A 14,072-nucleotide genomic window follows, 5' to 3' on the forward strand; every position below is an offset into this window, starting at 1 on the left:
AATACTATGGCAACGAAGAAGAAGAGTAAACTCAAATATGTAATCATTGGCTTGGTCGTGTTACTTGTTTTTGTGATCCTTGCCAATAAAATGGGCTGGATTGGACAGGGCGATGTTACAAAGGTGGCTACGGAGAAAGTAGAAAAAAGGACAGTCAATGAGACCGTTTCCGCCAGTGGAAAAATTCAACCCGAAACGGAGGTGAAATTAAGTTCGGAAGTTTCAGGAGAGATTGTGGAGCTCAATGTCAACGAGGGCGATGTTGTTAAACAAGGGGATGTTCTCTGCCGGGTTAAGCCGGATATCTTACAGTCTGGTTATGATCGTGCCGTAGCTTCTCTAAATGCGCAGAAAGCAGCATTGGCCGCCGCGCAGGAGCAACTGAAGCAAACAGAAGCTTCCTTTGAGAATATCGAGTCAAATTTTAAACGAAACGAAGAGCTTTTTAATAAGAAAGTGATCTCAATCGCGGAATTCGAAACTGCTCGTTCTGAATATTTGGGTGCCAAAGCTAACCTTGAAGCTCAACGGCAGAATGTTGTAGGTACGCGTTATGGTATTGATCAATCTCAGGCAATGGTCAAGGAAGCGGCTGATAATTTGGCGCGGACAACAATCTACGCGCCTGTGGATGGTGTTGTTTCTCTATTGAGTATCGAGTTAGGGGAGCGTGTGGTGGGTACTGCACAGATGGCCGGTACAGAGATTATGCGAATTGCAAACATGGTGTCAATGGAGGTGAATGTTGATGTGAACGAGAATGATATTAATAGAGTTGCTGTAAATAATGAAGCTACGATTGAGGTAGATGCATTTAGAGATAGGAAGTTTAAAGGAATCGTAACAGAGATTGCCAGCTCAGCGAATGATTTGGCGACGGCGACGACTGAACAGGTAACCAATTTCAGTGTAAAAGTGCGAATATTGAGAGATTCTTATGAAGACTTGGGTACAGACGGAAACCTATTGACCTCACCGTTCAAGCCGGGATTGTCAGCTACTGTAGATATTCATACACAAAAAGACAATGGTCTAACGGTTCCAATTCAGGCGGTAACAACGCGAGAGCGTGAAGCTGGTAGTAAACAAGCTAAAGATCAAGCTGATACAACGTCGACGGAAACGGAATCGCGAACTGACAGTGCCAGTACTACAGCAGCGGCGGGTGATATTCAAGAAGTGGTGTTCGTCTACCGCGATGGAAAAGTTCATCAGGTTGAGGTGACAACAGGCATTCAAGATGATAAATACATTCGTGTGTTGACTGGTTTAACAGAGAATGACGAGGTTGTTGTGAGTCCGTTTACTGCGATTTCAAAAACCTTAAAGGACGGACAAAGCGTTGAGAAAGTGAAGCAGGAAGAGCTTTTCTAAGCTATTTTTTCTGTAATTTAAAGTGCTTTCTGTATCTTTGTTCTATCTATGCAAGAACAAGAACCAATACATGTAGGGTCTCGGAAAGAAGTAATGGCCTATCTTGAGCCATTTATGCTTAATGAGATGAGCGAGTATCTGAAGCCTGTGGAACAGATGTGGCAACCAGCCGATTTTCTACCAGATGCATCAAGAGATACGTTCTTTGAAGAGGTTAAAGATCTTCAAGAATCTGCAAAGGAGCTTTCCTATGATACGGTAGCGGTCTTGATTGGCGACACAATCACAGAAGAGGCTCTTCCCACATACGAGTCTTGGTTAACTATGGTTGAAGATGTCTCGAAGAACGGACAGGGTGGTTGGATGAAATGGGTAAGAGCCTGGACCGCAGAAGAAAATCGTCACGGAGATTTGTTAAATAAATATCTATATCTTTCTGGGCGGGTGGATATGCGACAAATGGAAATGTCTACACAGTACCTGATTCAAGACGGCTTTGAGATTGGTACGGGTCATGATCCCTATCGTAATTTTATCTATACCTCTTTCCAAGAATTAGCTACCAATGTTTCTCACAGACGAGTAGCTGGCTTAGCTAAGCAATCGGGCGACAAGCTGCTCGCTAAAATGTGTGGAGTTATTGCAGCCGATGAAGCAAGGCATGCGAAAGCTTACATGTCTTTTATCAAGAAAGCCTCGGAGGTAGACCCCAATGAAGTACTTGTTGCATTTGCTGATATGATGAGGCATAAGATTGTGATGCCTGCACATTTTTTAAGAGAAATGGGTATGAATATCGGCCAAACATTCGGACACTTCACAGATGCTGCTCAGCGTTTAGGTGTTTATACTTCGGTCGATTATGTTGATATCATGAAAACACTGATTACCGAATGGAATGTTGAATCGATGCGAAATCTAAATGAGGCGGGAGAAAAGGCTCGAGATTATGTTGTAAATCTTCCTGATCGTTTATTGCGCGTCGCTGAACGAGTTCGTATTCCCAATATTGAATATAAATTTAAATGGATTCATGCCTAGGTCAACAAGCTAGCTTCCTTATTCGTTTTTTATTCTTATCGTTAGATCCTTCTAGATAGCTTATTAGCGGGATAAAGTTTCTTTGTCCTATTGAACCGAAGTGCTTGTTTTTATAAAAAATACCAAGGCTTTAGATATTGCTATAAAAAGTTATATTTGTGTCTATTTATATGCAGTCTAAATAAAAACTACATATAAATATGAGACTTTATCAATAGCTAACAGCTGAATATGAAAAAATAGACTGTAAAACGGAATACTGATCAATGAGGCAAGATACAGATATATTTGAAGGACAAACACAAGAATCTAGATCAACCACCCTAAATCAGAAAGAGAGCGGTTCTCATCTTACATTCAAAGGAGTTCATATTTGGTATACCAGTCAGCCGGGGGATGCTGAAAATTGGCTTAGGGCGGAGCAAACAACGCCGATTCTTCAAATGTTTTTCTGTATGCGTGGAGCTCTTCGGCAAAATCATAAAAAAGCTAGCTCCTTTCATGCACACCATGAGTCGAATTGTCTCTTTTTTATTCCAGCTAACTGTTCAAATTTAATTTCCGAAAAAATTGATAATGAATGTGAAGTCATGGTGATCCATGTTGATGCTCCATTATTTCTTGATTTGTTGCCGAAAGAGAATACGGTTTTGAATAGCTTGAGGGTGAAAATAGACACACAAGAGACGATAATGCTGACGTCTGGTTACAATACCCTGACCATCGGGATGAAGGAGATTATCCATCAGATTTTGTTTTGTCTTCGCAAAGATGATTGTCGATGTTTATTTTTTCATGCTAAGGTCCTGGAATTGCTCAGCTTACAGTTAGAACAGTGTGAGAATTTGGGACGTGAAGGCAGCGCTGATCACGCATTAAAAAATGACGAGTTAAAACGCGTGTATCAAGTAAAGGAGATTTTAGAGCGGAACCCACACAAAAAATTTAGTCTATTGGGTCTGGCTCATACGGTAGGAACCAATGATGCGACATTAAAGAGGCATTTTAAAATTGTATTCGGAATGACTGTCTTTGGGTATTTGAATGCATACCGGATGGAGCAGGCAAAGAAAATATTGATGCAGGGCGATCAAAAAATAAGCGCCATCGCTCAGCAATTTGGATATAAGTATTCTACCCATTTTAGCGCTGCGTTTAAAAAGTATTTCGGCTATCCCCCCACCAAAGTGAAGTGATAGTTAATTTTCCTTTCCTCGTTTTTCCGGACTCTGATTTCCGCGATTGACATTCGATTGCTTATTGTCTGTTTGATTTGCTCCCTGACCGCCACTGTTAGGTATCCCCTGATTCTTCTTTAGTGTTTTCAGGTCGGTGTGCTCACGGTCGGCTATTGAATCAGGTCCTTGTCTTTTCTCTCTTTTTGCCGGATCTGGCGTGTTTTTTTCTTTATTTTCCATTTTCGTTTTCTTAGTAGTTTTTATTCACCCTTATAGAAAAGAACGTCAACCACCTGATTTTGTTTAAATATACATAACTTTGCGACATGAGTACATTGTTAGATTCAGGTCAAAAACCCTATAATTTCTATGGAGCCTATCTCCGGGATAAATATGAGGGGAAACGTGTTTTTAAGATCATAGTAGATGGACATTTTACCTGTCCGAATCGCGATGGGAGTAAGGGTTATGGCGGCTGTACCTATTGTAATGTTGACTCATTTACACCAGATTCAGCACGTAAACTTCCAAGTATTCGCGAGCAAGTCGAGGAGGGTATTGAACGTGCTGTAAAGGGATACCGGGCTGAAAAATTTATTATTTATTTTCAACCAAACACGAACACGTATGCGCCAGCGCATTATTTAAAATCCTTGTATGATGAGGCGCTGAGTATAGCTCCAGAGCATGTTGTGGGATTATCAGTAGGGACGCGTCCGGATTGTATTGATTTTGAAAAGATTGCCTTATTGGAAAGTTATACGGATCGCTACGATGTAGATTTGGAAATGGGAATGGAGTCGATCTATAATGATACGCTTAATCGAATCAATCGGGGATGCTCACACGAGGAGTTGGAGTCTGCATTGAATTTGGTTCAGAATAGTAAATTGGATATTTGTGTACATACTATTTTTGGTTTCCCTTGGGAAAGTAAGGAGATGATGCTTCGGTATGCGGATGAGATTAATCGGTTTCCCCAAATTAAGTTTGTGAAGCTGCATCATCTTCACATCGTAGAGGGTTCTATTATGGGTGTCCACTATAAAAGAGAGCCCTTTAAGGTGTTCAGTCTGGAGGAGTATACCGACTTCCTGTGTGATTTTATTCCACTTTTGCGACCAGACATCGTTATTCAACGTTTATTCGGTTTGGCAGATCAAGAATTATTAATAGCGCCAAACTGGGGTAAGGGTAAGTCGGCTATACAGACTTATATTGATAAAGAACTTGAGCGTCGAGGTGCGATCCAAGGGTCGAAGTATCAGTATATGGCCGTTTGATTAAATTAGATATTCGAATAGGGTTTGATCACGATTGATTTCTTTGAAATCGAAGCGTTTTTCTTTCATCCTGTCGATCAGAGAAGCATAGTCACTTGGTGACCTCAATTCAATACCTACAAGTGCTGGCCCTCTTTCTCGTTCGGTTTTCTTGATAAATTCGAATCGGGTGATGTCATCATGCTCCCCAAGCACCTCGGTCACAAACAAACGCAGGGCACCAGGGCGTTGCGGGAAGTTGACAAGGAAATAGTGTTTTTTCCCTTCATACTGCAGGGAGAGTTCTTTGATTTCTGCCATGCGATCGAAATCGTTATTACCGCCACTTACAATACAAACCACCTTTTTACCTTTGATAGCATCTGCGTATATATCTAAAGAAGCAACGGTAAGCGCACCCGCCGGTTCTGCAACGATTGCTTCATGGTTGTATAGATCCAAAATGGTTGTACAGACCTTACCTTCTGGAACAAGCTCAATTCGCGGAATATACTTTTGGCAATAACCTAGGGTAAGCGCACCGGCTTTCTTGACAGCTGCTCCATCAACAAAGGTATTAATGCGGTCCAAGGTAACTGGCTTCTTCGCTGAGAATGCGGTTTTCATAGATGGTGCACCAAGGGGCTCTACCCCATAGCAAACCGTGTCCGGCTTCGTTTGGTGAAGATAATGACCTACTCCTGAAGCGAGTCCACCACCGCCAATGGGTACGATGACGATGTCTACGTCTGGTAGGTCTTCTAGAATTTCGACGCCTACAGTTCCTTGGCCTTCAATGATGGCCAGGTCATCAAAAGGAGGGACGAAGGTCATCTGATGCTCTTCTGTGTAAATTAAAGCCTCTCTCAGGCAGTCGTCAAATGTGTCTCCAACTAGCACAATTTCAACAAAGTCCCCGCCAAACATACGAGTTTGATCAATTTTCTGATTCGGCGTATGACTCGGCATGAAAATCACACCTTTAATTTTCTGATTATTACAAGAGAAGGCAAAACCCTGAGCATGGTTTCCTGCACTCGCACAAACGACACCCTTCGCACGTTCGTCTTCTGATAAACGAGAAATTTTGTTATATGCGCCTCTTAATTTATACGAGCGGACAACTTGCATATCCTCTCGTTTTAAATAAATAGAAGCCCCATATTTCTTCGATAATCTCGCGTTTTTTTGCAAAGGGGTTCTGTTGATTACAGATTGAATGCGCTTTAAGGCACTCACTGAATCTATTGTGGAGTCTGAAGATCCGCTCATCTAATTTTTTATGCGTTTAATGTTGTTGTGTTCACTAATTGGGTTAAATCATCATCAGTGATGTTCTTTTTCCCATCTGCCAAGTCCAAAAATTTGCCATATACAATATCGAGGTCGCTTTTTTCTAATTGGAAACCGATACGTTCAAGATGGTGTTTCAACGCATGACGACCACTTCGCGCTGTCAAGATAATATCTGCTTCGTCCAATCCTACATCTTCTGGCTTAATAATCTCGTAATTCTCTCGATGCTTTAAGAAACCGTCTTGATGGATCCCAGAACTGTGTGCAAATGCGTTTCTTCCAACAATAGCTTTATTAGGCTGCACTGGCATGTGCATCATGCTGGCTACCTTACGGCTGATTGATGTGAATTGTTTACTGTTGATGTTGGTTTTTAACCCGTCAAATGCGTTATGATGTACTTGCGTAATCATGGCTACTTCTTCAAGTGAGGTATTTCCCGCACGCTCGCCTATACCGTTAATTGTACATTCTACCTGGCGGGCACCCGCGATGACACCAGCAATGGAGTTGGCGGTTGCTAATCCTAAGTCGTTATGACAGTGAACCGAAATAATTGCTTGATCAATGTTTTTAACATTTTCTTTCAAATATTGAATTTTTGCCGCGTATTGGTGAGGTAAGCAATAGCCATTGGTATCCGGAATGTTTACTACCGTTGCACCCGCTGCTATCACAGCCTCAATCATCCTAGCTAAATATTCATCGTCGGCACGACCTGCATCTTCTGCATAAAACTCTACATCTTCTACGAATGTCTTAGCATATTTCACGGCTGCTACCGCACGTTCCAATATCTTATCGCGCGTGCTGTTGAACTTGTACTGAATATGCGTGTCAGAAGAGCCAATACCCGTATGGATCCTTCCGCGTTTTGCATACTGTAGTGATTCAGCCGCCACTTTAATATCATTCTCATTAGCACGGGTCAGCGCACAGATAATTACGTCTTGTAGGTTCTTTGATAGTTCTACAACACTTTGATAGTCGCCAGGACTAGATACCGGGAAGCCTGCTTCAACAATATCGACACCCAGTCGTTGCAGCTCAATCCCGATTTCAACTTTTTCTGGTGTGCTTAATTGACATCCCGGTACTTGTTCACCGTCGCGAAGTGTCGTGTCAAAGATGTAAAGATGATTTGGATCGTGTAACATATTAATTTATTTATGTAAATAACGGATATTATTGGACTATAGGTTTTTGAGCTTCGATGGCTTCAAGCACCTTTGCGCCCATGTCTGCCGTGCCCAAAATGTAATCTTGTGCAGTAGATGTATTTGTGATATCGGTTGTTCGATAACCTGTCTTTAAAGTATCTGCCACAGCGTTCGTTATAACTTTTGCCTCTTCTTTTAAACCGAAACTAATTTCCAACATAAGAGCGGCAGACAGAATAGAAGCGAGTGGATTGGCAATGTTCTTTCCGGCAATGTCATGCGCAGAACCGTGAATTGGTTCAAAAAAACCAGTCCCATCACCTATCGATGCGGAAGCTAACATACCCATTGATCCAGCAATCTGTGAAGCCTCATCAGTAAGAATATCACCAAATAGATTAGCTGTCAGTACCACATCAAATTTCCGGGGATTCTTAACCAATTGCATTGCAGCATTGTCGATAAACATATGTTCTGTTTCAACATCTGGGTAGCGCTTACTCACTTCCTGTACAACATCCCTCCATAGACGAGAGGTCTCCAACACATTCGCTTTGTCTACAGAACATAATCGCTTGCTTCTCATCCGTGCAGCTTCAAATGCCTTTACAGCAATTCTTTCTACTTCATATCGGTGATAGTTCATTAAATCAGACGCGTAACTTCCGTCATCGGCTTTAGTTTTTTCACCAAAATAAACATCGCCAGTTAGTTCTCTGAAGAAAAGGATGTCCGTTCCTTTTAAGATTGCAGGCTTTAAGCTTGATGCTTCTAATAATTCATCGAACAGTAATATCGGACGTATATTTGCATATAAACCCAATTCCTTTCGGATTTTCAATAAACCTTGTTCCGGTCGCACCTTTGCTGATGGGTCATTATCATATTTTGCGTGTCCAATAGCTCCAAAAAGGATAGCATCGCTATTTTTTGCTTTGTTCAGTGTCTCATCGGGGAGCGGGTCACCAGTTGCCTCAATAGCGACGTGACCCATGATTGCTTCATCAAATGAAAATTGATGACTATATAATTCGGCTATTTTCTCAAGTGCAGCTTTTCCCCATTTTGTCACCTCCTGACCAATACCATCTCCGGGAATTACTAGAATATTTTTTTTCATAGACTGTTTTATTACGAAGACCTAAACATATTGGCGCTTAAGCTCGTATTCTTCAATTTTTTCTTTTTTACTTAAAATAAAATCAATATCGTCATACCCATTCAATAAACAGGCCTTTTTGTATGGGTTTATTTCGAATTCAGCGCTTTCTCCGGTACTTATTAAGGTTAATGTTTGCTCCTCGAGATCAACCTTTAAAGGCGTATTAGCGTCTTTATAGATCTCAGTGAATATATTTTGCAGGAACTCTTCTGTTATTTGAATAGGTAGTAAACCATTATTTAGAGCATTTCCCTTAAAAATATCCGCGAAGAAACTGCTGATAATTACATCAAAGCCATAGTCTTCTAAAGCCCAAGCCGCATGCTCACGACTACTTCCACATCCGAAGTTTTTACCGGCGACCAGAATGTTGCCCGAGTATGTATCATCATTCAGCACAAATTCGGCTCTCGGATTATTATCCGAATCATAACGCCAATCGCGGAATAGGTTCTCTCCGAAACCCTCCCGCGTTGTGGCCTTAAGAAAGCGCGCAGGAATAATTTGATCTGTGTCAATATTTTCGGTTGGCAATGGAACTGCCGAACCCTGTATGTTTTTGAATATTTTTGTTGCCATTTCTTATATCATCTCTCTAATATCAGTAACTTTTCCAGTAACGGCAGCAGCGGCGGCCATTAAAGGACTTGCTAAGAAAGTACGTGAATTTGGACCCTGTCTACCCTCAAAATTCCGGTTAGACGTTGAAATACAATATTTTCCTGCTGGAATTTTGTCCTCATTCATACCTAAACAGGCACTGCAACCTGGCTCTCTTAAAGCGAAGCCGGCTTCAATGAAAATCTTATCAAGACCTTCTAGTTTAGCTTGTTGTTCCACTTGTTTAGATCCAGGAACAATCCATGCGGTAACATTATCCGCTTTACGTTTCCCTTTTACAAAATCCGCAACCTGCCTCAAATCCTCAATACGTGAGTTTGTACAACTGCCGATAAATACATAGTCAACATGATGACCCAGCATGCGCTCATTATCATTTAAGCCCATGTATTCTAGCGACTTTAGATATGATTTTTGTTCTTGTTTGTCAAATTCATTTCTGCTAGGAATGTTTTGCGTTATACCAATTCCCATCCCCGGATTAGTTCCATACGTGATCATCGGTTCGATATCCTCTGCTTTGAAAGTCAGAACTTGATCGAACTCTGCATCCTCGTCCGAATAGAGTGTTTTCCAATAAGCAAGTGCTTTGTCCCATTCTTCTCCTGCTGGAGCAAATTTTCTTCCTTTAACGTAATCAAACGTAGTTTGATCCGGTGCGATCAATCCTCCGCGGGCACCCATTTCGATACTCATATTACAAATCGTCATTCGTCCCTCCATGCTCAACGAACGAATCGTATCTCCGGCATACTCAGCGAAGTAGCCAGTTCCTCCAGCCGCTGAAATCTGTGAAATGATATACAAGATGATATCCTTGGCTCCGACACCTTTTTGCAGTTGACCATTTACCTCGATTTTCATTCGCTTTGGTCGCTGCTGCAGAAGACATTGAGTCGCCATAACTTGTTCAACCTGCGACGTGCCAATTCCGAATGCGATAGCACCAAATGCACCATGCGTTGAAGTATGACTATCTCCGCAGACGTAAGTTCCACCGGGACGGGTTATTCCTAGTTCAGGACCTATTACGTGGACAATTCCTTGGTAGGGGTGCCCTAAACCATATAATTCGATCCCGAATTCATCACAATTTTTTGTCAACATATCTACCTGTACGCGAGAAAGTTCTTCTTTGATGGGTAGATGCTGGTTTATAGTTGGGACATTATGATCGGCCGTGGCTACCGTTTGCTGTGGCCTAAAAACAGGGATACCTCGGTCACGCAGGCCATTAAAGGCTTGTGGACTGGTTACCTCATGAATAAAGTGAGTATCGATGTATAAAACATCTGGAAAACCTTCCTTGCTACTCACCACATGGTTATCCCAAATTTTATCAAACAATGTTTTCCCCATAGTATATTTCTTGTATTTGTTTTAAAATAGTTTATCCACTTAGCTTGATTGTCATTTCATGCGACGGATCAAACTAAGTGGAAGAGTGAAGGCCGGACGATAATAATCGCCGGTTACCTCGTGTATGTTATATTTCTTCTGCCTGATTTTCCGGACGAAGGCTGCGTACAGCCTTGCCAGCTTGCCACATTTCGCTATCTTGTAATTCTTTTAGTTCAGCATCAAGTTTAACGCGATAGTCAGATTTACTGTTGCTGTCGATCGAGCGTTGAGATTCTTTTCCAGTCGAAACACTGTCATAAAGTTCGTTAAATACAGGAAGCGTGGCGTCACGGAACTTTTTCCACCAATCCAGTGCACCGCGCTGTGCTGTTGTAGAGCAGTTTGCATACATCCAGTCCATGCCGTTTTCAGCTACTAAAGGCATCAACGATTGAGTGAGTTCTTCAACCGTTTCATTGAACGCTTCAGAAGGAGAGTGTCCATTATTGCGCAGAACTTCATACTGTGCCGCAAATATTCCCTGGATAGCACCCATTAATGTTCCACGCTCACCTGTTAAGTCAGAAAAAACTTCTTTACGGAAGTCGGTTTCAAATAAATAACCAGAACCTACACCAATACCTAATGCAATGGCACGATCCCTTGCTTTTCCTGTCGCATCCTGATGGATGGCGAAAGATGAATTTAATCCTTTTCCTTCTAAAAATAGACGACGTAGAGATGTGCCAGAACCTTTTGGAGCTACCAAAATAACATCTACATCTTCCGGTGCAACGATACCGGTTTGGTCTTTATAGGTAATCCCGAAACCGTGTGAAAAATAAAGTGCTTTCCCCGCGGTTAGGTGTTTCTTTATCGTTGGCCAAAGTGTAATTTGTCCTGCGTCAGATAGAAGATATTGAATGATCGTGCCTTTCTCGGCAGCTTCTTCAATTTCGAAGAGCGTTTCTCCCGGAACCCAACCGTCAGCTACTGCTTTGTCCCATGTTTTTGAGTCCTTACGCTGACCGATAATCACATTGATGCCGTTATCCTTTAGGTTGAGCGCTTGACCAGGCCCTTGAACTCCGTATCCGATAACTGCAATCGTTTCGTCTTTCAGTGTTTCTTGGGCTTTGCTCAAAGGAAACTCTTCCCGGGTTACTACTTCTTCTATCGTTCCACCAAAATTAATTTTTGCCATTTTTTTTGTTGTTTTTATGTTCGTATAAAATTAAATATAATAAAATTTAATATAGAATTACATTGTGAATATTTTGTCCTGTTTGTCTAGAAATTCATTCTCTACAACCTCTTGAGTAGGTTCTTCACTTTCAAACTCAGTCAGTTTTTTATGAAAGCCTTCGCTATTTTTGATGATCGCAATTCGACCACTGCGCACGAATTCAATCAAGCCGAAATTTCCAAGTGCTTCAGTGAGTTTATCAATGTCTTCACTATGCCCAGAAGTTTCGAAGACCGTGTAATCATTGCGGATAACTACCGCCCGCGCCCCGTATATCCTGGCAAGGCGTTCCACATCGGCTTCTTCAGTAACTTTCGCGGTTGCTACCTTAAAGAGCGCTTGTTCCTGCCAGATAATCTCGCTATTGGTGTTGAAGTATGCCTTTAGAATATCGATTTGTTTTTCTAGCTGTCTGCAGACTTTCCTTACCACTTCTTCACTTTCGTTGATTAAGATGGTGAAGCGGAAGATTCCACTGACTTCGGAAGGTGATCCGCTAATGCTTTCTATGTTTATCTTTTTCCGAGAGAATAAGATAACGATTCTACCAATAATACCGACCTTATTTTCGGTATAGATGGTTAATGTATATTCTTGCTTTGTCATCTCCTTAGGTTTTACTTTAATCTTATTTCAGCTACACTGCTTCCTTGTGCTACCATTGGGAAAACATTGTTTTCTTTCCCTACCATTACTTCGAGTAAATAAGAGTCAGGGTGTTCAAGCATTGTTTTTAAAGCATCGCGGAGTTCAGATCGTTCGCTTACTTTTTGTCCCTCGATATGATATCCTTTCGCAACAGCAACAAAGTCCGGACTGGTTATGTCAACAAACGAATAGCGTTTATCATTGAATAATTGTTGCCATTGTCTAACCATTCCTAAAAATTGATTATTAAGAATAAGTATCTTGACTTTGGCTCCAAACTGCATAATAGTGCCTAATTCCTGTAATGTCATTTGGAAACCACCGTCTCCAATAATTGCGACAACTGGTCTTTCGGGAGCACCATACCATGCACCAATCGCTGCAGGTAGTCCAAATCCCATCGTTCCTAAGCCGCCCGACGTTACGTTGCTTTTTGACTGATTGAACTTCGCATAACGACAGGCTACCATTTGGTGTTGACCAACATCCGTTACAATCACTGCATCACCATCGGTAAGCTCGTTCAGTATGTTAACAACTTCGCCCATCGTCATCTGATCAGTACTAGGGTGTAATTCTTCTTGAATAACCTCTTTAACTTCTTCTTCTTCCAGTTCACGGAAATACGCAAGCCAGTCGCTATGCGACTTAGATTCCACACGATCGGTTAAAAGAGGAAGTGTCTCTTTACAATCGCCCCAAATGGCAACGTCTGTTTTGACGTTCTTATCAATTTCTGCCGGGTCGATATCCAGATGGATGATTTTTGCTTGTTTGGCGTATTTGTCTAGACGACCCGTTACGCGATCGTCGAACCTCATACCGATGGCAATTAATACATCGCACTCATTTGTCAATACATTCGGCGCATAATTGCCGTGCATGCCGAGCATACCTACGTTTTGGGGGTGGTCAGTCGGTAATGCACTCAAGCCCATAACGGTCCATGCAGCCGGAATGCCACTTTTCTCAATGAATGTTCTAAATTCTTTTTCGGCTTTTCCTAAAATAACACCCTGACCAAAAAGAATTAACGGCTTTTTAGCTTGGTTGATTAGATCAGCTGCTTCCTGGATATATTCTTTTCTAACAATCGGTTTCGGACGATAGCTACGGATGTGATTGCATTTTTTGTAACCATCATAATCGAAAAGCTGTACCTGTGCGTTTTTAGTTATGTCAATCAGAACCGGACCGGGCCTGCCTGAACGCGCAATATAAAATGCTTTGGCAAGTGCTTCAGGAATTTCACTCGCATCCGTCACTTGATAGTTCCATTTAGTCACCGGCGTTGTAATATTAATAACATCAGTTTCCTGAAATGCATCGGTGCCCAGCAGGTGGGCGAATACCTGACCAGTAATGCAGACTAATGGGTTGCTGTCAATCATAGCGTCCGCTAAACCTGTTATCAGGTTGGTCGCGCCGGGGCCACTCGTCGCAAAAACGACGCCGACCTTACCAGACGTTCGAGCGAAACCTTGTGCCGCATGAATACCTCCTTGTTCGTGACGGACCAGAATGTGCTTCAGTTTGTCGTTATAGTCATATAACGCGTCGTAAATAGGCATAATAGCACCACCTGGATAGCCGAAAATTGTTTCGACTTTCTCAGCTATCAAAGCTTCGAGAACTGCCTGAGACCCAGATATCTGAGTTGTAGCCGTTGCCTCGGTAGCTGTCTTGCTGTCGTCGTTTTTTGTTTCTACCGTATTCATTATTATTAAGCTAAATTAAAACATT

13 protein-coding genes are annotated in these 14,072 nt (G+C 41.9%); 4 read left to right on the forward strand and 9 right to left on the reverse strand.

What is annotated here, in order from left to right:
* Positions 1–6 precede the first annotated feature (6 nt).
* The 3 genes from WKR92_RS10520 to WKR92_RS10530 all read left to right on the forward strand — a co-directional run bounded on the left by WKR92_RS10520 (position 7) and on the right by WKR92_RS10530 (position 3,611).
* Complete coding sequence (locus WKR92_RS10520; protein WP_375557789.1) at positions 7–1,374, forward strand: efflux RND transporter periplasmic adaptor subunit; 1,368 nt, start codon at positions 7–9, stop codon at positions 1,372–1,374.
* A gap of 48 nt (positions 1,375–1,422) precedes the next feature.
* Positions 1,423–2,415 carry an acyl-ACP desaturase gene (locus WKR92_RS10525; protein ID WP_375557790.1) on the forward strand — a complete coding sequence of 331 codons (993 nt, stop codon included), beginning with the start codon at positions 1,423–1,425 and terminating at the stop codon, positions 2,413–2,415.
* A 266-nt stretch (positions 2,416–2,681) separates the two neighbouring features.
* Positions 2,682–3,611 (forward strand): helix-turn-helix domain-containing protein, encoded by a 930-nt coding sequence (locus WKR92_RS10530; protein ID WP_375557791.1) that lies wholly within the window; start codon positions 2,682–2,684, stop codon positions 3,609–3,611.
* 3 nt (positions 3,612–3,614) lie between these two features.
* On the opposite strand, the gene WKR92_RS10535 is transcribed toward WKR92_RS10530, so the two are convergent.
* Positions 3,615–3,833 carry a hypothetical protein gene (locus WKR92_RS10535; RefSeq protein ID WP_375557792.1) on the reverse strand — a complete coding sequence of 73 codons (219 nt, stop codon included), beginning with the start codon at positions 3,831–3,833 and terminating at the stop codon, positions 3,615–3,617.
* Between the two features lie 86 nt (positions 3,834–3,919).
* On the opposite strand from WKR92_RS10535, the gene mnmL reads away from it, so the two are divergent.
* The gene (gene mnmL / locus WKR92_RS10540; RefSeq protein WP_375557793.1) at positions 3,920–4,876 is read left to right on the forward strand and encodes a tRNA modification radical SAM protein MnmL/YtqA; all 957 of its coding nucleotides are present in this window, start codon (positions 3,920–3,922) and stop codon (positions 4,874–4,876) included.
* On the opposite strand, the gene ilvA is transcribed toward mnmL, so the two are convergent.
* The 8 genes from ilvA to ilvB all read right to left on the reverse strand — a co-directional run bounded on the left by ilvA (position 4,877) and on the right by ilvB (position 14,047).
* Positions 4,877–6,127: a threonine ammonia-lyase IlvA gene (gene ilvA / locus WKR92_RS10545; RefSeq protein ID WP_375557794.1), complete on the reverse strand. Its 1,251-nt coding sequence runs from the start codon at positions 6,125–6,127 to the stop codon at positions 4,877–4,879.
* Between the two features lie 8 nt (positions 6,128–6,135).
* Positions 6,136–7,308, reverse strand: a complete 1,173-nt coding sequence (locus tag WKR92_RS10550; RefSeq protein WP_375557795.1) for a 2-isopropylmalate synthase — start codon at positions 7,306–7,308, stop codon at positions 6,136–6,138.
* Positions 7,309–7,336: 28 nt separating this feature from the next.
* The gene (gene leuB / locus WKR92_RS10555) at positions 7,337–8,431 is read right to left on the reverse strand and encodes a 3-isopropylmalate dehydrogenase (protein ID WP_375557796.1); all 1,095 of its coding nucleotides are present in this window, start codon (positions 8,429–8,431) and stop codon (positions 7,337–7,339) included.
* Positions 8,432–8,452: 21 nt separating this feature from the next.
* Positions 8,453–9,052, reverse strand: coding sequence for a 3-isopropylmalate dehydratase small subunit (gene leuD / locus WKR92_RS10560; RefSeq protein ID WP_375557797.1), 600 nt, complete (start codon positions 9,050–9,052; stop codon positions 8,453–8,455).
* 3 nt (positions 9,053–9,055) lie between these two features.
* Positions 9,056–10,453 (reverse strand): 3-isopropylmalate dehydratase large subunit, encoded by a 1,398-nt coding sequence (gene leuC, locus WKR92_RS10565; protein WP_375557798.1) that lies wholly within the window; start codon positions 10,451–10,453, stop codon positions 9,056–9,058.
* Between the two features lie 127 nt (positions 10,454–10,580).
* Entirely contained in the window at positions 10,581–11,639 is a 1,059-nt protein-coding gene (ilvC, locus tag WKR92_RS10570) for a ketol-acid reductoisomerase (protein ID WP_375557799.1), read from the reverse strand.
* A 57-nt stretch (positions 11,640–11,696) separates the two neighbouring features.
* Positions 11,697–12,287 carry an acetolactate synthase small subunit gene (ilvN, locus tag WKR92_RS10575; protein ID WP_375557800.1) on the reverse strand — a complete coding sequence of 197 codons (591 nt, stop codon included), beginning with the start codon at positions 12,285–12,287 and terminating at the stop codon, positions 11,697–11,699.
* Between the two features lie 11 nt (positions 12,288–12,298).
* Positions 12,299–14,047: a biosynthetic-type acetolactate synthase large subunit gene (gene ilvB / locus WKR92_RS10580; protein ID WP_375557801.1), complete on the reverse strand. Its 1,749-nt coding sequence runs from the start codon at positions 14,045–14,047 to the stop codon at positions 12,299–12,301.
* Positions 14,048–14,072 lie beyond the last annotated feature (25 nt).

Source organism: Albibacterium profundi (genome assembly GCF_042159835.1).
In the GTDB taxonomy this organism is placed as follows: Bacteria; Bacteroidota; Bacteroidia; order Sphingobacteriales; family Sphingobacteriaceae; genus Albibacterium; species Albibacterium profundi.